We start from the raw sequence: 21,679 nt of genomic DNA on the forward strand, positions 1-21,679 counted from the left end.
CTACAACAAAATAGGCTCCATAATATCTATAGGGGATTTACCCACTACAGAAATTATAGAGCCGTTTTTTAAACACCTGATATTATGCGTTTTTCTGATTTTAAAGAATTTTATCCAGTCTACTTCTATCTTTTTATAAAGATGAATCGTTCATTATCAAATTCTACAGCTAACTCGTATTTCCCATCTTCATTTTGAAGGATGTAACCTAATAAGACTAAACTATCAACAAAGATATCACGTCGTTTCTGCATGAGTTGATCTTTTTTGAGGAACTTGAGCAAAAAAGTAGTCATATACTTGAGAGCATACTCAGGATTGACATCCCCTAAAATTTCATACAGTCTCTGCTGATCATCGGTCAGCGGATACTGATGCTTGACTTTATAAAAATAATTAGACAAGGTCATCTTTTCCCTTGCAAAATCGGTGTACTCTTCTAGGATAGCTGCATTTGTTTGATTGCGCAATTCTGTCTTAAAATCTTTCTCCAGGATTTCTTGATAAACAGGACTATTATCTTTCACAAAGACTTCTTGGTCTAGTGCAAGAGATTCTGTAGATTCTAGAAAGGGAAGATTGAGATAATAGCGTTTGTTTTCTCTCAAAATCAAACCCGCTTTAATATATTCCTCCAAATACTTATCAACTGCAACTTCTGGAAAATGTGACTTAATCTCTCGCAAAATAACTTCATCATGCTGATCAAGATAGTCTACCAAATCTCTAAAGAATGGTTGTCGCGTCAAACGTGATGGATTAAAAATCTGAATCATGAAGATTCCTTTCTTTACAAACTAAAAGTGGTGATGTTGCTAATTGACTCGGGTTAGTGCCAGGCTGATTCAGAGGTACAGGAAGCCCCAAATCTCGATAATATTCTCTCCAGAAATCACTGATTTCCTGTGTATTATCCCCAAACTTCATGGGAATGGTCTCAAAAATAGGAAGAATGTCTGCGATATATTGGGAACAATAGAAACCCTCCCCATCAGGATAAAAAGAAAAATTATAAGGAGCTCCTAGGTGTTGGTCTGCTCTTTTCTTTACCTTTTGAATATCTATCTGTGGATAACTATAGATATCATACAGACAATCTGATTCGAAGAAATCTCTTGGTTCCTGACAAACAACACCAGCTTTCCCACTAGCATGATAAACCTGTCCGTCCAAAAAGATGGCCACATGGCTATAGTGACCAGTAGATTCCTGGATTGCCTGTCCTATATCCGAATCATCTTTCGCAAAAATCAAATCGCCATTTTCTAACATACTTCTCTCCTAGCAAAAAAGGAGCCGAAACTCCTTTTTAACAATGGGTTTCCCCATCTATCATTATGCATTAAAGCTTTCTGTCAATTGAGGTACAACTTGTTTCTTACGTGAAACAGCACCTGGAAGGAAAGCATGGTTGTTTTCAAGTTTGAAGTTGAAAGCTACTTCTACCTTGTCCATATTTGCACCAAGTGCAAGAATTTCTGAGTTTGAGTTGACGATGTCTGTAATCATCAAGACAAAGTCAGAGTAGCCGTTTGCTGCGTTTGTGGCTTGGATAGCTGCTTCGATTTCAGCTTGGCGTTCCAATACTTCAGCAATATCAACTGTATTCACTTGGGCAACACGTACGTTGTTACCGTTCAATTCAAAAGTCTTTGCATCGATGTCAATCAATTCTTCTGCTGACTTGCTTGCCAAGTTTGTACCAGCCTTGAGCATTGCAAGACCGTATTCTTCCAAGTTCACACCAGCCAATTCAGCCAATTCTGGAGCAATGACTTTATCTGTTAGGTGTGTTGTTGGTGATTTCAAAAGAAGAGTATCTGAAATCAAACCTGAAAGCATCAAACCTGCAATTTCTTTTGGCACAGCTACACCATGTTCTTTGAACATGCGGTAAACGATAGAAGATGCTGATCCAACAGGCTCCAAACGCATGTAGAGTGGGCTTGCAGTTTCAAAATTAGCCACACGGTGGTGATCCACCACACCATAAACTTCAACTTCAGCAATATCTGAAACCGATTGTTGGAATTCATTGTGGTCAGTCAAGATAACTTGTTCTGCACCTTCCGCTTTAGCAGATGTGATCACGCGTGGTGCTTCCACACCAAAATAGTTCAAGACGAAAGCTGTTTCTTCATTTGGAGTTCCAAGAGCCACCGCTTCTGTATCCAAACCATAAGCTTCTTTTGCAAGATAAGCAAAAGCAACAGATGAACCAATAGCATCTGAGTCTGGATTTTGGTGACCAAATACTAGAATCTTAGACATGATAATACCTCGTTTCTTTATTCACTCTATTGTAGCATTTTTTTCAATTTTTGACAAAAGTAAGAGGAGTCAAAGAACTCCTCACTAGATCTCGAAAATATTGGCTAAATTCCTATCTTGATTGTCATTTAGATAGCTTACTTTCTGCAGACGTGTCTTGCGTTTAAAAAGAGCTTCGGCTGACATGGCTTCTTCTTTACTATCGAAACCTTCTACATAGATAAGTTTTACTGGCAACCGAGCTCGTGTGTACTTAGCTCCCTTACCACTATTGTGAACGGCGATTCTTTTTTTGACATCCGTTGTATAGCCAGTATAGTAGGAACTATCCCGACACTCAACCACGTACATATAGGCCTTATGAACCATAATAGATCTCTTGAATTTCTGGTGTATAAGTGCCATCACTATTATGAACAATAAGTGGTGGTAAAACCTTAAAACCACTAGTGGAGCCGTCCTTGATAGCCTCGATCAAAAGCATATTGGCTTCTTTCTCCCGTTTAGGGTAAACAAATTGCAGACGCTTTGGAGCCAAATTGTGTTGTTGAAGCGTTTCTAAAATATCTAACAATCGATCAGGACGATGGACCATGGCTAAACGCCCATTGGATTTGAGAATACTTTGGGCACTACGGCAGATTTCCTTAAGATTGGTCGTAATTTCGTGCCGAGCCAACAAATAGTGCTCACTCTCGTTCAGATTAGAATTTGGGTCCACCTTAAAATAGGGAGGGTTGCATAAAATCAAATCAACCTTACTCCCCTGAATGTAAGCAGGCATATTTTTCAAATCATCACAAATGACCTGCATCTGTTCTTCCAAGCCATTTAATCGGACTGACCGGTCTGCCATATCCGCCAATCGTTCCTGGATTTCAACAGACAGAATTTTCGCCTTAGTACGACTACTGGCAAAAAGTCCAACAGCTCCATTACCCGCACAAAAATCCACTATCAAGCCATTTTTAGGAAAGCGAGGAAAGCGTGACAAAAGTACACTATCCACCGAATAGCTGAAAACCTCTCTATTTTGAATAATCTTGATATCTGTAGAAAAGAGCTGATTGATTCTCTCTCCTGATTTTAATAATTCTTCTACCATACTTCTATTATAACAAACTATATTAATATTTCAAGAGAGAAAAAATCAATTAAGACTTTTTCTTATTTAGATTAGAGATAGCTTCCTTGGTCCAGATAGGCATCATGCGAGCCAAAGGAGCAAATCCGTATTTGACACGGTCACTTGAAAAACGTCTCCGTCTCGGTAATTGATGTTTCTCTTCTTCCAAAGTCCGAATAGAAAGACTTGCTTTCCCTGTATACTCGTCCAAATCGACAACCTGGACTTGAACTTCTTCACCGATTTTCAGTACATCATAGATATTCTCAATAAATCCTGTACGAATTTCAGAAATATGAATCAAGCCTGTGATACCAGTCTCTAACTCCACAAAGGCTCCATAAGACTGAATCCCTGTAATTCGCCCTGTTAGCTTATCACCTATTTTCATCCTAGTCCTCGATTTCAATCGTTTCGATAACGACATCTTCAACTGGCTTGTCCATTGCACCTGTTTCTACACCTGCAATTGTATCCAGAACTTCATAAGAAGCTTCATCCGCAAGTTGACCGAATACAGTATGACGACGGTCTAGATGAGGAGTTCCACCTTGTTCTGCATAAATCTCCGCAATTGGCTCTGGCCAACCACCACGAGCAATTTCTTTCTTAGAATATGGCAAGTGTTGATTCTGCACGATAAAGAACTGGCTACCGTTGGTATTTGGTCCAGCATTGGCCATAGAAAGGGCTCCACGGATATTGTAAAGTTCTTCTGAAAATTCGTCTTCAAATGACTCACCATAGATAGATTCGCCACCCATACCAGTACCAGTTGGATCTCCACCTTGAATCATAAAGTCCTTGATAATACGATGGAAAATCACACCATCATAGTAACCGTCTTTAGACAGAGCAATAAAGTTGGCAACTGTTTTTGGTGCATGCTCAGGGAAAAGCTTAATACGCAACTCTCCATGATTGGTCTTAATGGTCGCAAGAGGACCTTCTACTGTTTCAATGTCTACCTGTGGGAAATGCAATTCTTTTTCTACCATACCAAATCCTTCTAAAGCATCAAAAATGCCATCTTCTTCTAATGTTTTTGTAATATAATCTGCTTTTTCTTTGATTTTATCATGAGCAATTCCCATGGCAACGCTGATTCCAGCATAATCAAAGAGTTCCAAGTCGTTGAGCCCATCTCCAAAAACCATGACGTTCTCTGGTTTCAAACCTAGGTGTTCCACAACCTTTTCCACCCCCGTCGCTTTGGAGCCTGAAATCGGCACAATATCAGACGAATGTTGATGCCAGCGTACCATACGCAAAGTCGATGCTAAACTTTCAGGCAAAGTCAGGTCATCTCCCTGATCCTCAAAAGTCCACATCTGATAGATGTCTTCTTTTTTATAAAAATCAGGATCAACATCCAAGTCAGGATAAATTGGATCAATGGCCTCACTAATCAACTCAGTTCTAGTGGAGAGTTTAGCAGTATGACTACCAACTAAACCATAGTCAATCCCCACTTCCTTAGTCCAAGCAATATAGCTTTCAACCTTATCTTTTGAGATTTTGTTACTATCAATCACATTGCCTTTTTTATCCTCAATATAGGCACCATTCAGAGTAACAAAAAAGTCAGGTTTAAGTTCGCGAATCTCTGGCACGACACCAAAAATTCCACGTCCAGTCGCAATGCCCGTTAATATTCCTTTCTCACGCAATTGTTTAAAGACTGTTGGAATAGTACTTGGAACAAAACCTGTCTTTGAATTGCGTAAAGTATCATCTATATCAAAAAAGATAATCTTAATCTTCTTAGCCTTGTATCTTAATTTGGCATCCATTATAATACCTCCTTCAATTCACTCTTTCCATTATACCATAAAGTAGAGAAATCCCACATCCCAATAAAATCCTTGTCTCTTATCCAAATTCCTTTACTAGATACAAAACTAAATCATCATTATTTTGGCTAGTTGCATTCATTTCCAAGGGTTGATTTCGATACCAGACACCTGTCCCATCTGGAATGTAGCCCCGTCTGATATACAATCTCTGGGCAGGGCCATAGCCTAAGTGCAAACCTACACCAAGAGTGACCTTACTCGAAACAAACTTGACTCGTTTTTCTGCTTCTTCTAGCAGTTGATTCCCAATCCCTTGATTTCGAAAAGGCTCAAACACATTAAAATCTGATAATTCTGGATAGACTTCTGCAAAAGGACCATGTTTAGCAGAGGGCAAAATGGTAACGTAGCCCGCTACAGCACCACCAATCTCTGCAACTAAGACTTCTCTCTCCCCACTTTCCTATTCCAGAAAATATCTAGCCAAAATTTCCTCTCTACCAGGCCAACCTTGATTCATAAATCCATGAGATAAGGATTCAATATCAGACTTAATCATATTTCTAATCGTACAATTCATCTTTGACTTACCCACCTTTGCTCTTTCTATTACCATTATATCACGCCAAAGTCAGAAAAAACTATCTCGTGAAAAAAGACCCACCTGGGTCTGAAAAATAGGTCCACTCGGAACTCAACTCGCTATCCCATTTCCATGCTCGTGAAAAAAAGACTCGTCGGGGTCTTAATTCGCTTTCTTGTTTTCAAGCTCATGAAAAAGAGGTCCACTGGACCCAAACTCGCTCTCTCATTTCAAGGCTCGTGAAAAAAAGACCCAACCGGGTCTGAAAAAGAGGTCCCCCGGACCTCTTTTTTAATCTTCGTTTACGAAAGGCATCAAAGCCATTACGCGAGCGCGTTTGATAGCTGTTGTTACTTTACGTTGGTTTTTAGCTGAAGTTCCTGTTACACGACGAGGAAGGATTTTCCCACGTTCTGAAACGAAACGGCTAAGAAGCTCAGTATCTTTGTAATCAACATATTCAATTTTGTTTGCTGCGATGTAATCAACTTTTTTACGGCGTTTGAATCCGCCACGACGTTGTTGAGCCATGTTTTTTCTCCTTTATAGTATTAATTGTCCATTAGAATGGTAAATCATCATCTGAAATATCCAAAGGATTTGTTGCTCCAAATGGATTTTCATCACGTGAAAAGTCTGGTACTGATTGAGTAGGTGCCGAATAGTTTGAACTTGGTGCTGAATAAGCTCCACCAGTATGTCCTTCACGCACACTACGGCTTTCCAACATTTGGAAATTCTCAGCCACGACTTCCGTCACGTAGACACGTTGTCCTTGCTGGTTATCGTAACTACGAGTCTGAATACGGCCTGTCACCCCGATAAGTGAGCCTTTTTTAGCCCAATTAGCAAGATTCTCAGCCTGTTGGCGCCACATAACGACATTGATAAAATCAGCCTCACGTTCGCCATTTTGACTCTTAAATGTACGGTTTACTGCAAGAGTAAAAGTCGCAACTGCTACATTTGATGGGGTATAACGCAACTCAGCATCACGAGTCATACGCCCTACAAGTACAACATTGTTAATCATAATCTACCTTCTTACGCGTCAGTTTTGACGATCATGTGACGAAGAATGTCAGCGTTGATTTTTGAAAGACGGTCAAACTCTTTAAGAGCTGCATCATCATTTGCTTCAACGTTAACGATGTGGTAAAGTCCTTCGCGGAAATCTTGGATTTCGTATGCAAGACGACGTTTTTCCCATGTTTTTGATTCAACAACAGTTGCACCGTTGTCAGTCAAGATAGAGTCAAAACGTGCTACCAAAGCGTTTTTCGCTTCTTCTTCAATGTTTGGACGAATGATATAAAGAATTTCGTATTTAGCCATTGATATGTTCCTCCTTTTGGTCTAATGACCCCAAGACATTGCAAGGGGTAAGTGAGGTTTGCTCACAATAAATTATTATACTAGAAAAAAATTTTTTTCGCAAGTAAAAACTGCTTCTATTTTATTTTTTACAGTTTTTTTGCAGAAGTTTGTGTGATTTCTTCAACCTGAATATTCTCAGATTCAAATTTCTGTTTAAAGGTAGCTAGATCAACCGTTCCCTCAATTTGAACTTCGATAACAATCTTACCATCTTTACGTGGAATATTAACAGTATGAGAGATATTAAGATTTTCCTCAACGATTAAAGAAACAATCTTACCAAGTACCCCAACTTCATTTTCTGTGATAAAACGAACACGGATTCCCTCTTCGCCATAACCAGAAATTTCAAGAAATGCTCTGAATACATCACGGTCAGTAATGACACCATAGACTTGTTCATTATCAATAACTGGCAAGATTCCAATCTTATTTTTCAGCATAAGATAGGTTGCATCTTCCAAACTTGCATAACCGGAGACAGTTACAACATTACGAATCATGACGTCTTTTACTTTTGTTTTATTGAGCAAGTAATTCATCTCAAAGATTGAAAGACTCGTTGCTTTTGATGGACTGGCTTCAGCAATTGTTCCTTCTGTTACTAAACCAACTAATTTATCATTTTCAATAACAGGAAGACGATGCAAACCTTGTTCGCGCATCAAGTCTGCTGCATGTGCTACAGTCGTATCTGGACTAATATATACGACCTTTCGTGTCATAAAATCTTTAACTGCCATAGGAACTCTCCTTTATGTTTATAGCTTTATTATACACTTTTTACGAAAATCAATCAAACGCTTTCATTTCTTTTTCAAGATTCTGAAAACTCTGAAATACTATAAAAAGAGCCCCTATATTAGGGCCCTCAATCTTATGATTGTGTAATTTGTTTGGTAATCTTTCCTGCAGACTAAAACAATCCACTGGATTTGATGATTCCCAAGCAATCTCTATCCGCCGACTAAAACAATCCACTGGATCTGATGATTGCCAAGCAATCTCTATCTGCCGACTAAAAAGGTCCCCCAGACCTTTTTAGCCACCTAGATATGCTTTTCTGACTTCGTCTGATGCTGCGAGCTCTTTACCTGTTCCTGATAGGACAATCTTTCCTGTTTCCAGTACATAGCCTCGATCTGCGATGGCAAGTGCTTTATTGGCATTTTGCTCGATCAAAAGAACGGTCGTACCTTGCTTTTGAATATCTTGGATGATATCAAAAATTTCTTGGATAAAAATTGGAGCAAGCCCCATTGATGGTTCATCTAAGAGAAGAAGTTTAGGTGTTGACATAAGCGCACGTCCCATAGCAAGCATCTGCTGTTCACCACCTGATAGGGTAGCTGCATCTTGGTTTTTACGTTCTTCTAAACGCGGGAAACGAGAGAAGACTTTCTTCAGATTTGCTTGATTTTCTTCACGATTTTTCTTAAGGAAGGCTCCCATTTCCAAGTTTTCCATAACTGTCAAACCAGGGAAGACATGTCGTCCTTCTGGTACTTGTGAAAGACCTGATGCCACAATTTTCTGAGCTGGTGTCTTTTGAATTTCTTGTCCTAAAAATTCAATCCGACCAGAACTTGGACGAACAAGGCCTGATAAGGTACGAAGGATGGTTGTTTTACCAGCACCGTTTGCACCGATAAGGGAAACAACTTCTCCTTCATTTACTTCAAAGCTCACATCACGTACAGCTTGAATCATACCATAGTGTACTGAGAGGTTTTCAACTTTTAACATAGACATTAGGCTTCACCTCCAAGATAAGCTTCGATAACACGTTTATTACTCTTGATTTCATCTGGTGTCCCGTGAGCAATCAAACGACCGTACTCAAGAACATAGATACGCTCCGTAACTTCCATAACCAAGTTCATATCATGTTCAATCAGCATAATAGTAATCTTGAATTCATCCTTAATACGACGAATCAACTCAGTTAATTCTGCAGTTTCTTGTGGATTCATACCCGCTGCAGGCTCATCCAAGAAGAGGATTTTAGGTTCTGTAGCAAGAGCACGAACAATCTCTAAGCGACGTTGTTGACCATAGGCTAAATTTTTAGCTAGAGTTTCAGCATCTCCATCCAAGTCAAAGATTTTTAGTAATTCTAAGGCTTTAGCTTTCAATTCTTTTTCATTCTTATAAAAAGCTGGTAAGCGCAAGAAACTTGCAAAAACATGTTGTTTATGATGATTGCTAAATGCAATCAGAACGTTATCCAAAACTGTCAAGTCCTTAAAGAGGCGGATATTTTGGAAGGTACGCCCTAAACCAAGAGATGCGATTTTATAGGGTTGCTTGCCATTTAACAAGTGACCATCCAAGGTTACTGTCCCTTCGCTTGGTTCATAAACACCTGTCAACAAGTTGAAGAGGGTTGTTTTCCCAGCACCATTCGGTCCAATCAAACCAACAAGTTCACCTTCGTTCAATTCGAGAGTGACGTCCCCAACGGCTGTCAGACCGCCAAAATGTTTGGTTAAATTTTTTACTTCAAGCAATGCCATTAGTTTTGTCCCTCCTTCTTACCTTTTTTAAAGAGACGTGATAGGCTCAATTCCCAAGTCCCAAGAAGACCACCTGGTCTGAAGATCATAACAAGTACTAAGGCCAAAGCATAGATAATCATACGAACGCTGGCCACGTCTTGAAGGAGCATGTTCAAGATTCCAAGCACGATTGCAGCAACAATTGCCCCCGTAATGGATCCTAAACCACCAAATACAACGATAATCAATACATTGATAGAGTTGATGAACGTATAATCTTTTGGTACGACTGATCCGATAAATCCTGACTGAAGACTACCAGCGATACTTGCAGTAACAGCACCAAAAACAAAAGCGATGATTTTAATTTTTGTAGTATTCACCCCTACTGACTCAGCAGCAATCTCATCTTCACGAACTGATAAGGTTAAACGTCCGATAGGACTACGAAGGAAATTGAGAGTAGCAATCGTTGTAATCACAGCAAAGAAATATACCATTTGCCAAGTTGTAAAGTTAGGAATCCCCAAAATACCAGCAGCACCGTTTGTAAGGCTTCCACCATTAATAATGAAGATACGAATAATTTCAGCAACACCAAGTGTCGCAACCGCAAGATAATCCCCTTTCAAGCGTAGGGTAGGAATTCCAACGACCAAGGCAACCAGACCAGCAATGATAGCACCGAGCAACATAGCTCCAAAGAATGCACCATAGGTTGGAGACTTTGATCCGATAATGGCTGCTGCATAGGCACCAATAGCCATAAATCCAGCATGTCCAAGTGAAAACTGACCAGAGAACCCAACGATAAGGTTAAGACCTACTGCTAGAATAATGTTGATACCGATTTGTTCAATAATCTGAATATGGAAAAGATTCAAGACTCCTACAGAAACCAATAGGCTAATCAAACCATATCCAAGCAACAAAAGGAATAACCATAGAATATTAACTTTTAAATTTTCTTTCATTGTTTACACCTTCTCTTTCACATTCTTACCGAGGATACCAGCTGGGCGAACAATCAAGATTAAGAGCAAGATTCCATACACGATGGCATCACGGAAATCTGACATTCCGAAGGCGGTAGCAAATGTCTCCAAAAGACCAATAACAAAGCCACCCAGAGCTGCACCAGGGATAATTCCGATACCACCAAGAACGGCAGCCACGAATGATTTTATACCCGGAGTCATTCCCATCAATGGTTCAAGAGAGTTATAGTAAAGCGCAATCAAGACACCCGCTGCACCAGCTAGAGCTGAACCCAATGCAAAGGTGAAACTGATTGTACGGTTCACGTTAATCCCCATCAGCTGAGCAGCATCACTATCTACAGAAACAGCACGCATAGCTTTCCCCATCTTGGTTTTTTGTACGATGAGTTGTAGAAGAACCATCAAAACAAGTGAGACAGTCAAAATCAACAATTGAATATTTGTTAGACTGATTGGTCCCAAGTCATAACGCACTGTTTGGATTGCTTGAGGGAAGGCACGTGTGTTGGCACCTACCAGATAGACCATTCCATACTCCAGTAAGAAGGATACCCCGATAGCTGTAATCAATACAGAGATTCGAGTTGAATGACGTAATGGACGATAAGCTAGGAACTCAATGATAACACCGAGAATTGCTGTACCGATCATCGATAAGATCAAGGCAACAAAGAAATTTAATTGCAAGGAATTAATCAAAAAATAACCCATGAAAGCACCCATCATGTAAATATCACCATGGGCAAAGTTAATGAGCTTGATAATTCCATAAACCATAGTATAACCTAGGGCTAGTAGCGCATAGACACTACCCAAGATTAGACCATTGACAAGTTGTTGAAGCATATGGTTCACTCTTTCTAATTATTATTTTTAGGATTTTTATAAAAAAATAATCCTTTCATAAACACCGAAACAGGGAGTGAGTAAAAGCTCATTCCCCATTTACAATATCTATAATTATGGTTTTACGACTTCTGCTGCTTCAACCTTACCATTGTTCATGGTCATCATGTAAGCAGTTTTGACTGTGTTGTGGTCTGCATCGAAACTTGTTTGACCAGTTACACCTTCAAAGTCTTTTGTTTTAGCAAGGTTATCCTTGATTTCACCAGAGTTTTTAGCACCTTTTGCCGCGTTTGCTACAAGGTGAACTGAATCATAAGCCAAGGCTGCAAATGTTGAAGGATCTTCGTTGTATTTTGCACGATAAGCTTCAAGGAAGGCTTTTGCTTTTGCTGAAACTTCTACAGTAGTTGAGAAACCTGAGATAAAGTAGATATTTGATGCACGTTCAGCAGTTGCTTGTTGTACAAACTCTTCACCGTTGAATCCATCACCGCCAATGATTGGTTTATCAATTCCCATACCACGAGCTTGGTTTACAATCTTACCAGCTTCTGTGTAGTAACCTGGTAATACGATTGCATCAAAGTCTTTATCTTTGATTTTTGTCAAAGCTGCTTGGAAGTCAGTATCACCTGATACAAACGTTTCATCTGCTACGATTTCACCTGAGAATGAATCACGGAATGATTTTGCAATTCCTTTAGCGTAGTCGCTTGAGTTATCAGTATACAAAACAACTTTCTTAGCGTTCAACTTGTTTGTAACATAGTTAGAAATGATTTTTCCTTGGAAACTATCTTGGAAAGTTCCGATAAAGAGGTAATCTTGACCTTTAGTCAATCCATCTTGAGTCGCACTTGGCGAAATCAATGGAACACCTGCTTTTGTAGCGTTCGCTACCGCAGCTGCAGTTGCACCAGATGTCGCAGGTCCTACGATTGCTGATACTTTAGATTGGGTTACAAGGTTAGTTGTAACTGAAGCTGCCTCAGCTGTTTCAGACTTGTTATCTTTATCAACTACTTCGATTTGTTTTCCATCGATACCACCTGCGGCATTGATTTCATCAACGGCAAGTTGGGCACCTTTTTGTTCAGATGTTCCGTAGGCAGCTACGGCACCAGTTTCTTCGAAGTTAAATCCGATTTTGATTGTCTTTTCATCTACTGAGTTACCAGCAGCGTTTGACGCTCCAGACTTCACTTCTCCGCAGGCTGCAAGAAGTGCTACACTTGCAAGCGCCACAAACGATAGGGCAAATTTTTTCTTCATCTTTTTGTCTCCTTATTTCTTAAATAAATAGCATGTTAAGAATATACCGAATTATCAGAAAATTGTCAACACATTTATCTAAATTTTTACATGATAACGTTTTCGTTATTTCTGTAGAGACTACCAACAAAGGGAGTTTCCAATTCTTGGATATGACATTGTCTCACTTTTTTGACAAATTTCTCTTTTCCTAAACGGCTAACCAGTTCTTCCACTTCTTCTGTTGGGACATAAAGTTGCAGATAACGGTGTTTTTTAGAGTGGTAACAAATATCACCATAATTATCGAGTTTTTTTGCATCACGATTATAGTATAGGTAGATAATCAGACCAGACCGATTCTCTTTTTGAAACATATTACAACTTCCTTCTAACAATCTTCTTACCATTATATCAAAAAAAGCAAACTCAGTCGAGTTTGCTTCAAAAGATTAATTCAAAGAATTATTAGCCATGATTTCATCAATGAAACCATATTCAAGTGTTTCTTGAGCGCTCATCCAGTAATCACGTTCAGCATCTGCATGGATTTGCTCAACTGATTTACCAGAATTATCTGCAAGAATTTGCTCCAAAGTCTTACGAGTTTTAAGCAAGTGCTCAGCAGCAATAGCCATATCTGTTTGCTGTGTACCACCACCTGTACCACCCATTGGTTGGTGAATCATGTACTCTGCATTTGGAAGCATGAAGCGTTTGCCCTTAGCACCACTTGATGCGATAATAGTTCCCATTGAGGCAGCCATACCCATAACAATCGTTTGTACGTCTGCTTTAATGAAATTCATAGTATCTACAATTGCTAAACCAGCTGAAACTGATCCACCTGGTGTATTAACATAGAGGTAGATATCTTTAGTGCTGTCTTGAGCATCCAAGAAAAGCAATTGGGCGATAACTGAATTGGCCATATTGTCTTCAACTGGACCTGTCAGCATGATGATGCGGTCTTTCAAAAGACGAGAGTAGATATCGTAGGAACGTTCCCCACGACTTGTTTGTTCAATTACTACAGGAATCATTGATTTCTCCTTTTGATCTTTTTAATGAATAGATCACTACTGATAATGAAGCTATTATACCCCATTGGTCAAAAAAGGTCAATTTTTTAATTTGATCAAATCCTAGATTGGATTCTTATTTAGTACCGAACAAGCGGTCACCAGCATCTCCAAGACCTGGAACGATGTATCCATTTTCGTTCAAGCGTTCATCCAAAGCTGCTGTAAAGATTTCTACATCTGGGTGAGCTTCTTGAAGAGCTTTTACACCTTCTGGAGCAGATACAAGGCAGACAAATTTAATGTTTGAAGCGCCACGTTTTTTGAGGGAATCAACAGCAAGGATAGCTGAACCACCTGTCGCAAGCATTGGGTCAACAACAAAGATTTGACGTTGGTCGATATCTTCTGGTAATTTTACCAAGTATTCAACAGGTTGAAGAGTTTCTTCATCACGGTACATACCGATATGTCCAACCTTAGCAGCTGGAACCAAGCTCAAGAGACCGTCAACCATACCGATACCAGCACGCAAGATTGGTACAATTGCTAATTTTTTACCTGTCAATTGTTTTTGAACGGTTTTAGTAATTGGTGTTTCAATTTCCACATCTTCAAGCGGAAGATCACGAAGCACTTCATAGCCCATCAACATAGCGATTTCATCAACTAATTCACGAAATGCTTTAGTAGAAGTGTCTGTGCGACGCAAGATTGACAATTTATGTTGGATTAGTGGATGATCGATAACTTCAATTTTTCCCATTTTCTGAATTCCTTCTTTCAATTTATTCTTCTTATTATATCAAAAAATGGTTTAAAAATCCTTCTAAACCATCTTTTTTTTAATTTTTAAATCAAGTTAGCTTCTTGAAGAGCTGCTTGTACTGTCTCAAGTGGTAAATGGGTCAACTCTGTCCCTTTTTCACGATAGAGATACTGGGCGTAGTCGTCCATACGGTACTGATTAATATAAACGACACGTTCACAACCTACCTGAAGCAATTGCTTGGTACAGTTGAGGCATGGAAAATGTGTAACGTAGGCTGTAAATCCTTTTGGAACGCCACGTTCGGCTCCTTGTAGTATAGCATTTACCTCTGCATGAAGAGTGCGAACACAGTGACCCTCAATCACCAAACAGTCATGGTCAATACAGTGCTCTGTTCCTGATACAGAACCATTGTATCCTGTTGAAATCACCTTATTATCCTTGACTAAAACAGCTCCTACCTTAGCGCGTTTACAGGTTGAACGATTGGCAATCAATAGAGCTTGAGCAGCAAAATACTCATCCCAAGCCAGTCTTTTTTCTGTCATAACTTCTCTTCTCCTGATCTATTTTTTGAAAAATGGTAGGCGTAAATCTGCAATTTTTTCAGCAGGAACCTTCATTCCATCCTTGATCCATTTAAGCAAAACTGATACGATGGCAGAACTCCAAAAAGAATGCAGGTAAGAGCTGACTCCTTTTGATTTTCCATAGTATTTTTCTAAAAATTCTTGCATGGCTTGCACAAAGATTTTTTCCAAGTGGTAGTCCAAGGCAAGCTGAATAACTTTAGCCTCTTTCTTGGCTTCTCTAAAGAGGCGAACCCAAACCAGATAGAGGTCCGTTTTAACATCGTAATGGCTCAATTGCTCCATAATGTTATGGACGCTTCGTTTAAAGACACTTTCTAAAATCTCTTCTTTGGAGTCATAGTTTCGATAAAAGGCTGCACGGGAGACTCCAGCTCGTTTGACCAATTCGGAAATGCTAATCTTTGTCAATTCCTTTTTCTCCAAAAGTTGCAAGAGAGCTGTTTCGATAGCTTCTCTAGTCAGTAAATTGGATTCTTGATTGGATTTTATGAGATTTTCAAGTGAATTTTCAGAAATTCTTCGTTCGGCCATAACACTTCCTTTCTACTTGTGACAACAGAGTGACGAGACTTTTGTTTTAAGCACTTTCATGATATAATTGTAGAAAAAGACAGAACCTTTGTCAATGTATAAGTGACAAAGATGGAGAATTTCTATGACTTGGAAGATTGTGGCAGATTCTGGTTGTGATTATCGTCAATTACCTACTCCTGCGATTGACACTGAATTTGTAAGTGTTCCTTTAACCATTCAAGTGGCTGATCAAGTCTTTATTGACGATGCTAGTCTTGATATTGACAAAATGATGGAAACCATGTATGCAACTTCTGAAGCTTCAAAATCAGCTTGTCCTAGCCCTGATGATTACTTGCGAGCATTTGAAGGGGCAAAACATATTTTTGTAGTGACCATTACCGGAACTCTTTCTGGTAGTCAAAACAGCGCTCAATTAGCTAAGAATCTCTATCTCGAAGAACATCCTGATACTCAGATTCATGTTATTGACAGCTTGTCTGCTGGTGGGGAAGTTGATCTAATCGTTGAGAAAATCAATGATTTGATTGACCAAGGACTTTCTTTTGAAGAAGTGGTTAATGCTATTACTGCTTACCAAGAAAAAACTAAGTTATTGTTCGTTCTCGCTAAGGTTGATAATCTGGTTAAGAATGGTCGCTTGAGTAAACTGATCGGTACAGTTGTTGGGCTCCTCAATATTCGTATGGTTGGGGAAGCAAGTGAAACTGGAACCTTGGAACTCCTCCAAAAGGCTCGTGGTGCTAAAAAATCTCTTCAAGCTACCTATGAAGAATTAATTAAAGCTGGCTATGCTGGTGGACGTATAGTCATGGCTCACCGCAGTAATGATAAATTCTGCCAACAGCTCTCTGAACGTGTGCGTGAAAAATTCCCACAAGCTGAAATCAAGATTATCCCAACCTCTGGACTCTGCAGTTTTTATGCAGAAGAGGGTGGACTCCTCATGGGATATGAAATTGACTAATTTATATAAGACAGAGGTCGGGATTCAATATCCCGACCTCAATTTTTATCAGCAATTATCTTTTCTACTGTAGCTGAGTAGACTTTTGTGGCTCTTTTCGGATCCACAAAACTATTTTACTGACAATTATATCTTGTCAATTCATAAGACTCAACAAACCACTGATTTATTAAAAATTCGTGGGACTAGGTAAGTAAAACTTGATCTATCGATTTCTGTCCCTCCGTCTTTTTTATGGTACAATACTTTTATGAAATATTTTGACACTATTGTAATCGGGGGAGGCCCGGCTGGTATGATGGCTACGATTTCAAGTAGCTTTTATGGGCAGAAAACACTTCTCATCGAAAAAAATCGAAAACTCGGAAAAAAATTAGCTGGTACTGGTGGTGGGCGCTGCAACGTGACCAACAATGGAACTCTAGATGACCTATTAGCTGGCATCCCTGGAAATGGCCGCTTTCTATACAGTGTCTTCTCCCAGTTTGATAACCATGATATCATCAACTTTTTTACTGAAAATGGCGTAAAACTCAAGGTCGAAGACCATGGCCGCGTCTTTCCAGCCAGTGACAAATCTCGGACCATAATTGAAGCTTTGGAAAAGAAAATTATTGAACTTGGTGGGCAAATTGCTACTCAAACAGAAATTGTTTCAGTTAAAAAGATAGACGACCAGTTTGTCCTGAAATCACCAGACCAGACCTTTACTTGTGATAAACTCATTGTCACAACAGGTGGAAAATCCTATCCTTCTACTGGCTCTACTGGTTTTGGTCATGAGATTGCTCGCCATTTCAAACACACTATTACCGAGCTTGAGGCTGCTGAAAGTCCATTGTTGACTGATTTCCCGCATAAGGCCTTGCAGGGAATTTCCCTAGACGATGTGACCCTAAGCTATGGCAAGCATGTCATCACTCATGACCTACTCTTTACCCACTTTGGTTTGTCAGGTCCTGCTGCGCTACGCATGTCTAGCTTTGTCAAGGGTGGGGAAATTCTCTCTCTAGATGTCTTACCACAACTTTCAGAAGGTGACTTAGTTGACTTTTTAGAAGAGAACCGTGAAAAGTCCTTGAAAAATGCCTTAAAAACTTTACTCCCTGAACGCTTGGCAGAATTTTTTGTCCAAGGATATCCTGAAAAAGTCAAACAACTAACTGAAAGAGAACGCGACCAACTTCTCCAGTCTATCAAGGCATTCAAAATCCCTGTGACAGGAAAAATGTCCTTGGCTAAGTCCTTTGTTACCAAAGGTGGTGTTAGTCTCAAGGAAATCAATCCTAAAACGCTGGAAAGCAAACTGGTTCCTGGCCTTCACTTTGCAGGAGAGGTCCTAGATATCAACGCCCACACGGGTGGATTTAACATCACTTCTGCCCTCTGTACTGGCTGGGTGGCAGGCTCAAACTTAATCTATAAATGATTTAGTATCTAAGGATGTTAGATAAGAAAGGAACTACTTTGGAACATATTATCTTACTAAGGGGAGTTACTCCTAATGGAAAAAATGCTATCCCTAAAATGTCTTATCTAGTAGATATCTTGATAGAAGCTGATTTTCAACACGTTCGAACCTATATTCAAAGTGGGAATATCATTCTTGAAAGTGACTTATCTCTGGAAGAAATACGAGAACAGGTTCACACTCTAATAAAGGAAAAAATTGGTGCTGATTTAAAATTGGTAATCAAGAACAAAAATGATTTTGCAAAAATTGTCCAAGAAAACCCATTTGGAAAACACTATCTTTTTGACCGAATACATGTGATCCTTTTTCAAAATGATATCCAAAGTCTACCATTAGAAAAATTGGATAGTGACTATGGTGAAGAAGAAATTTGTATCGGCAACCATTGTCTTTACCTCTATCTCCCTAGAACTGCAAAACGAAAAAAACTTAATACCAACTATCTTGAAAAGCTGTTCGACGTTGATCTGACCATGCGAAAGTTAAACGTGGTAGAAAAATTACTAACAAAATAGGAAAAATAATATGAGCAGAAGAGAATCAGTCGAATTTGTCAACATGTGTATGATTAAAAACGGAGACAAGGTTCTTGTCCAAGACCGAGTTAGTCCTAACTGGCCTGGCATTACTTTTCCTGGTGGCCATGTTGAACGTGGCGAATCCTTTGTCGATGCTGTCATTCGCGAAGTGAAAGAAGAAACTGGTCTGACCATTTCTAAACCCCAACTCTGTGGTATCAAAGACTGGTATGATGATGCAGATTATCGCTATGTTGTCCTCTTTTACAAAACAGAACACTTTACTGGTGAGCTCCAATCTTCAGACGAAGGAAAAGTCTGGTGGGAGGATTTTGAAAATCTATCTCATCTAAAATTAGCTACTGAGGATATGTCTGATATGCTTCGTGTTTTTCTCGAAGAGGACCTCAGTGAGTTCTTTTACTATAAGGATGGAGAAGACTGGTCTTACCAACTCAAATAACAGTAAATCGGCAGAGGTCACTCCGCCGATTTTATCTTATCTAATCTTCAAGCTAGGTCTGTGTCCTCCTACTAATACTCAATGAAAATCAAAGAGCAAACTAGAAAGCTAGCCGCAGGCTGCTCAAAGTACAGCTTTGAGGTTGCGGATAAAGCTGATGTGGTTTGAATGTGATTTTCGAAGAGTATAAATTTCTGTTACTGGCTTTGTCAGTTCTAGCTTAGTCTGTGGGTTTTATCGAGTTTGTGTGCTTACATAGTGAGCAATGACATCTGATGTGTACTGGGCTGTTCCCTGTCTAAACTTATCAATGTTTTCCTTGAACTCTGGATTATAGACATAGCCTTTTCCGATATGACCAAAGACCTCAATAGAACAGTCAAATCCATAAGTACGAATAGCTTGCAAGAGTTTGCCTGCTTCTTCTTGGTTTTCAGATGCTGTTATCGGTAGACCGTCTTTGAGATTTTGAGCTAAGCTTTGAAAGACTTGATTAAAGGCTGTTTCAGCCTCATCCTCTCGTCCTTTTTGACGCTCAAGTGCTTGATCCATGACTTCTTGACCATACTTATCTACCGCCTCTTGGTGGTATTTTTGATTGTCCTGGTAGCTAAATCCAGTGAATTTTTCCTCAATAGTCATTTTTCTTTCTCCTTTTTGTTCTTGAATGGTTTTTTGTAAGGTTGAAATCAAGGTATCCAGATGTTGCCTCTCATGGGTTAAATAGTCCAACTGTCTAGTTAAATGTGACAATATATCTGTCGTATCTTCCTTCAATAGCTCTGCTATTTTTTCTAAAGAAAAGCCTAGATACTTGTAATAGAGGATAACCTGTAGTCGTTCTAGATCCTCTTGACTATAGGTTCGATAGCCATTTTCTGACTTTAATGGAACCAAAAGTCCAATCTTGTCATAATGGTAGAGGGTCTTGACGGAGACACCTGAAAGTTGCGCAGCTTCTTTGATATAGTACATGATTTCCTCCTCACATAAATAGTATATACCCTCCCCTTTGAGGAGAGTCAAGTATTTTATCATATTTTTTATGAAAATATGAAAATCGCTTTCTTGACAGACTTGAAAAATCATGATAGGATAATCAAGTCTATCAATCAAAGAATAAGCTCAAAAGAGCAATTGAGAGAAGGCTATTTGACAACTCAAGTAGCCTTTTATTATTTAGAAATAGATTGGAGTTTAACAATGTCTGAAAAATCGCAATGGGGCTCAAAACTGGGCTTTATCCTTGCATCTGCAGGTTCTGCTATTGGTCTTGGGGCCGTTTGGAAGTTCCCTTACATGACTGCTGCCAATGGTGGGGGAGGTTTTTTACTGGTCTTTCTCATCTCGACACTATTGATTGGATTTCCACTTCTCTTGGCTGAATTTGCCCTCGGTCGAAGTGCGGGCGTGTCAGCAATCAAAACCTTTGGAAAATTGGGTGATAACAAGAACTACAATTTTATCGGTTGGATCGGTGCCTTTGCACTTTTCATCCTCTTATCCTTTTACAGTGTTATCGGGGGATGGGTTTTAGTTTATCTAGGTATCGCTATTGCTAAAGCCTTCCAAGTTGGGATTAGCAGTGATTATGCCCAGCTCTTCACAGATATTATTTCTAATCCTTGGATTGCCCTTGGTTCTCAAGCACTCTTTATCTTCCTCAACATCTTTATCGTATCTAAGGGAGTTCAAAAAGGAATTGAAAGAGCATCGAAAGTTATGATGCCCCTGCTCTTTATCATCTTTGTCATTATCATCGGGCGCTCTCTAAGCTTGCCAAATGCTATGGAAGGGGTCGTTTATTTCCTCAAACCTGATTTTTCAAAACTGACAAGTTCTGGTTTCCTCTATGCTCTAGGACAGTCATTCTTTGCTTTGTCCCTCGGGGTTACGGCCATGTTGACCTATGCTTCTTACCTAGATAAGAAAACCAATCTGGTCCAATCAGGTGTGTCTATCGTTGCCATGAACATTTCTGTATCAATCATGGCAGGACTAGCTATTTTCCCAGCTATGTCAGCCTTCAATATCCAGTCTGAAGGTGGTCCTAGTCTCCTCTTTATCGTTCTACCCCAACTCTTTGACAAGATGCCTTTTGGAAGTATCTTCTATATTCTCTTTCTCTTGCTCTTCCTCTTTGCGACAGTCACTTCTTCTGTCGTTATGCTGGAAATCAATGTGGGTAATATCACCAATCAGGACAACAGTAAGCGTGCTAAATGGAGTGCTATTTTAGGAATCTTGACCTTTGTCTTTGGAATTCCTTCAGCCCTATCTTACGGTGTCATGGCGGATGTTCACATCTTTGGGAAGACCTTCTTTGACGCTATGGATTTCTTGGTTTCCAACCTCCTCATGCCATTCGGCGCCCTCTGCTTGTCTCTCTTTACAGGCTATATTTTCAAGAAGGTACTGGCAATGGAGGAACTTCATCTTGATGAAACACCGTGGAAACAAGGACTTTTCCAAGTCTGGCTCTTCCTTCTTCGTTTCGTCATTCCAATCATCATCATCGTGGTCTTCATCGCCCAATTTATGTAAATACAAAAAAGGACTTGAGTAATGAACTCAGGCCCTTTCT

The 21,679-nt window shown here is 39.5% G+C and carries 25 protein-coding genes and 3 pseudogenes; 5 read left to right on the forward strand and 23 right to left on the reverse strand.

Features of this window, described 5'->3' with window-relative positions; genetic code table 11:
• Positions 1–125: 125 nt before the first annotated feature.
• The 22 genes and pseudogenes from ADF68_RS07975 to ADF68_RS08085 form a co-directional block, all read right to left on the reverse strand.
• A complete protein-coding gene (locus ADF68_RS07975) occupies positions 126–776 on the reverse strand; it encodes a DUF1803 domain-containing protein (RefSeq protein WP_049549350.1) in 651 nt (216 codons plus the stop codon).
• Positions 760–1,272 carry a YiiX/YebB-like N1pC/P60 family cysteine hydrolase gene (locus ADF68_RS07980; RefSeq protein WP_049549351.1) on the reverse strand — a complete coding sequence of 171 codons (513 nt, stop codon included), beginning with the start codon at positions 1,270–1,272 and terminating at the stop codon, positions 760–762. Before ADF68_RS07980 ends, ADF68_RS07975 begins: the two co-directional genes overlap by 17 nt.
• A 63-nt stretch (positions 1,273–1,335) precedes the next feature.
• On the reverse strand, positions 1,336–2,271 hold the full coding sequence (locus tag ADF68_RS07985; RefSeq protein ID WP_049549352.1) for a manganese-dependent inorganic pyrophosphatase: 936 nt from the start codon (positions 2,269–2,271) through the stop codon (positions 1,336–1,338).
• Between the two features lie 84 nt (positions 2,272–2,355).
• Positions 2,356–2,640, reverse strand: a complete 285-nt coding sequence (locus ADF68_RS07990; RefSeq protein ID WP_049549353.1) for a GIY-YIG nuclease family protein — start codon at positions 2,638–2,640, stop codon at positions 2,356–2,358.
• The gene (locus tag ADF68_RS07995; protein WP_049549354.1) at positions 2,630–3,376 is read right to left on the reverse strand and encodes a tRNA1(Val) (adenine(37)-N6)-methyltransferase; all 747 of its coding nucleotides are present in this window, start codon (positions 3,374–3,376) and stop codon (positions 2,630–2,632) included. The genes ADF68_RS07990 and ADF68_RS07995 overlap by 11 nt, the downstream gene beginning before the upstream one ends.
• Before the next feature lie 49 nt (positions 3,377–3,425).
• Positions 3,426–3,788 (reverse strand): S1 RNA-binding domain-containing protein, encoded by a 363-nt coding sequence (locus ADF68_RS08000; RefSeq protein WP_000689622.1) that lies wholly within the window; start codon positions 3,786–3,788, stop codon positions 3,426–3,428.
• Between the two features lies 1 nt (position 3,789).
• On the reverse strand, positions 3,790–5,190 hold the full coding sequence (locus ADF68_RS08005) for a bifunctional Cof-type HAD-IIB family hydrolase/peptidylprolyl isomerase (RefSeq protein ID WP_049549355.1): 1,401 nt from the start codon (positions 5,188–5,190) through the stop codon (positions 3,790–3,792).
• Positions 5,191–5,269: 79 nt separating this feature from the next.
• A pseudogene (locus ADF68_RS08010) lies at positions 5,270–5,773 on the reverse strand (GNAT family N-acetyltransferase).
• A 294-nt stretch (positions 5,774–6,067) separates the two neighbouring features.
• The gene (gene rpsR, locus ADF68_RS08015) at positions 6,068–6,307 is read right to left on the reverse strand and encodes a 30S ribosomal protein S18 (RefSeq protein WP_000068664.1); all 240 of its coding nucleotides are present in this window, start codon (positions 6,305–6,307) and stop codon (positions 6,068–6,070) included.
• Positions 6,308–6,338: 31 nt separating this feature from the next.
• A complete protein-coding gene (gene ssbA, locus ADF68_RS08020) occupies positions 6,339–6,809 on the reverse strand; it encodes a single-stranded DNA-binding protein SsbA (RefSeq protein ID WP_049549356.1) in 471 nt (156 codons plus the stop codon).
• 11 nt (positions 6,810–6,820) lie between these two features.
• The gene (gene rpsF, locus ADF68_RS08025) at positions 6,821–7,111 is read right to left on the reverse strand and encodes a 30S ribosomal protein S6 (RefSeq protein WP_001151786.1); all 291 of its coding nucleotides are present in this window, start codon (positions 7,109–7,111) and stop codon (positions 6,821–6,823) included.
• A 128-nt stretch (positions 7,112–7,239) separates the two neighbouring features.
• A complete protein-coding gene (locus tag ADF68_RS08030; protein ID WP_049549357.1) occupies positions 7,240–7,896 on the reverse strand; it encodes a CBS domain-containing protein in 657 nt (218 codons plus the stop codon).
• Between the two features lie 298 nt (positions 7,897–8,194).
• Positions 8,195–8,905, reverse strand: a complete 711-nt coding sequence (locus ADF68_RS08040) for an ABC transporter ATP-binding protein (RefSeq protein WP_049549359.1) — start codon at positions 8,903–8,905, stop codon at positions 8,195–8,197.
• On the reverse strand, positions 8,905–9,669 hold the full coding sequence (locus ADF68_RS08045) for an ABC transporter ATP-binding protein (protein WP_001185990.1): 765 nt from the start codon (positions 9,667–9,669) through the stop codon (positions 8,905–8,907). The genes ADF68_RS08040 and ADF68_RS08045 overlap by 1 nt, the downstream gene beginning before the upstream one ends.
• On the reverse strand, positions 9,669–10,625 hold the full coding sequence (locus ADF68_RS08050; protein WP_049549360.1) for a branched-chain amino acid ABC transporter permease: 957 nt from the start codon (positions 10,623–10,625) through the stop codon (positions 9,669–9,671). Before ADF68_RS08050 ends, ADF68_RS08045 begins: the two co-directional genes overlap by 1 nt.
• 3 nt (positions 10,626–10,628) lie before the next feature.
• Positions 10,629–11,498 carry a branched-chain amino acid ABC transporter permease gene (locus ADF68_RS08055; RefSeq protein ID WP_000941435.1) on the reverse strand — a complete coding sequence of 290 codons (870 nt, stop codon included), beginning with the start codon at positions 11,496–11,498 and terminating at the stop codon, positions 10,629–10,631.
• A gap of 114 nt (positions 11,499–11,612) precedes the next feature.
• Positions 11,613–12,773: an ABC transporter substrate-binding protein gene (locus ADF68_RS08060; protein WP_049549361.1), complete on the reverse strand. Its 1,161-nt coding sequence runs from the start codon at positions 12,771–12,773 to the stop codon at positions 11,613–11,615.
• 86 nt (positions 12,774–12,859) lie between these two features.
• Complete coding sequence (locus ADF68_RS08065) at positions 12,860–13,129, reverse strand: YlbG family protein (RefSeq protein WP_049549362.1); 270 nt, start codon at positions 13,127–13,129, stop codon at positions 12,860–12,862.
• A 75-nt stretch (positions 13,130–13,204) separates the two neighbouring features.
• Positions 13,205–13,798 (reverse strand): annotated as a pseudogene (locus ADF68_RS08070) (ATP-dependent Clp protease proteolytic subunit); the annotation flags it as partial.
• A 112-nt stretch (positions 13,799–13,910) separates the two neighbouring features.
• Complete coding sequence (upp, locus tag ADF68_RS08075) at positions 13,911–14,540, reverse strand: uracil phosphoribosyltransferase (protein ID WP_049549363.1); 630 nt, start codon at positions 14,538–14,540, stop codon at positions 13,911–13,913.
• Between the two features lie 86 nt (positions 14,541–14,626).
• Entirely contained in the window at positions 14,627–15,094 is a 468-nt protein-coding gene (locus tag ADF68_RS08080) for a deoxycytidylate deaminase (RefSeq protein WP_000136981.1), read from the reverse strand.
• A gap of 18 nt (positions 15,095–15,112) precedes the next feature.
• Positions 15,113–15,670, reverse strand: a complete 558-nt coding sequence (locus tag ADF68_RS08085) for a TetR/AcrR family transcriptional regulator (protein ID WP_049549364.1) — start codon at positions 15,668–15,670, stop codon at positions 15,113–15,115.
• A gap of 124 nt (positions 15,671–15,794) precedes the next feature.
• Between ADF68_RS08085 and ADF68_RS08090 the strand changes: the two genes are divergently transcribed.
• The 4 genes from ADF68_RS08090 (at position 15,795) to ADF68_RS08105 (ending at position 19,095) form a co-directional block, all read left to right on the forward strand.
• Positions 15,795–16,640, forward strand: coding sequence for a DegV family protein (locus tag ADF68_RS08090; protein ID WP_049549365.1), 846 nt, complete (start codon positions 15,795–15,797; stop codon positions 16,638–16,640).
• Positions 16,641–16,890: 250 nt separating this feature from the next.
• A complete protein-coding gene (locus ADF68_RS08095) occupies positions 16,891–18,069 on the forward strand; it encodes an NAD(P)/FAD-dependent oxidoreductase (RefSeq protein ID WP_049549366.1) in 1,179 nt (392 codons plus the stop codon).
• Between the two features lie 38 nt (positions 18,070–18,107).
• Entirely contained in the window at positions 18,108–18,629 is a 522-nt protein-coding gene (locus ADF68_RS08100) for a DUF1697 domain-containing protein (protein WP_049549367.1), read from the forward strand.
• 10 nt (positions 18,630–18,639) lie between these two features.
• Positions 18,640–19,095, forward strand: a complete 456-nt coding sequence (locus ADF68_RS08105; protein WP_049549368.1) for an 8-oxo-dGTP diphosphatase — start codon at positions 18,640–18,642, stop codon at positions 19,093–19,095.
• A gap of 234 nt (positions 19,096–19,329) precedes the next feature.
• Here ADF68_RS08105 and ADF68_RS08110 read toward each other — a convergent pair whose 3' ends face one another.
• A complete protein-coding gene (locus ADF68_RS08110) occupies positions 19,330–20,070 on the reverse strand; it encodes a MerR family transcriptional regulator (protein WP_049549369.1) in 741 nt (246 codons plus the stop codon).
• A 228-nt stretch (positions 20,071–20,298) separates the two neighbouring features.
• Here ADF68_RS08110 and ADF68_RS08115 point away from each other — a divergent pair.
• A pseudogene (locus ADF68_RS08115) lies at positions 20,299–21,661 on the forward strand (sodium-dependent transporter).
• Positions 21,662–21,679 lie beyond the last annotated feature (18 nt).

This window comes from Streptococcus pseudopneumoniae (assembly GCF_001068775.1).
In the GTDB taxonomy this organism is placed as follows: domain Bacteria; phylum Bacillota; class Bacilli; order Lactobacillales; family Streptococcaceae; genus Streptococcus; species Streptococcus pseudopneumoniae_N.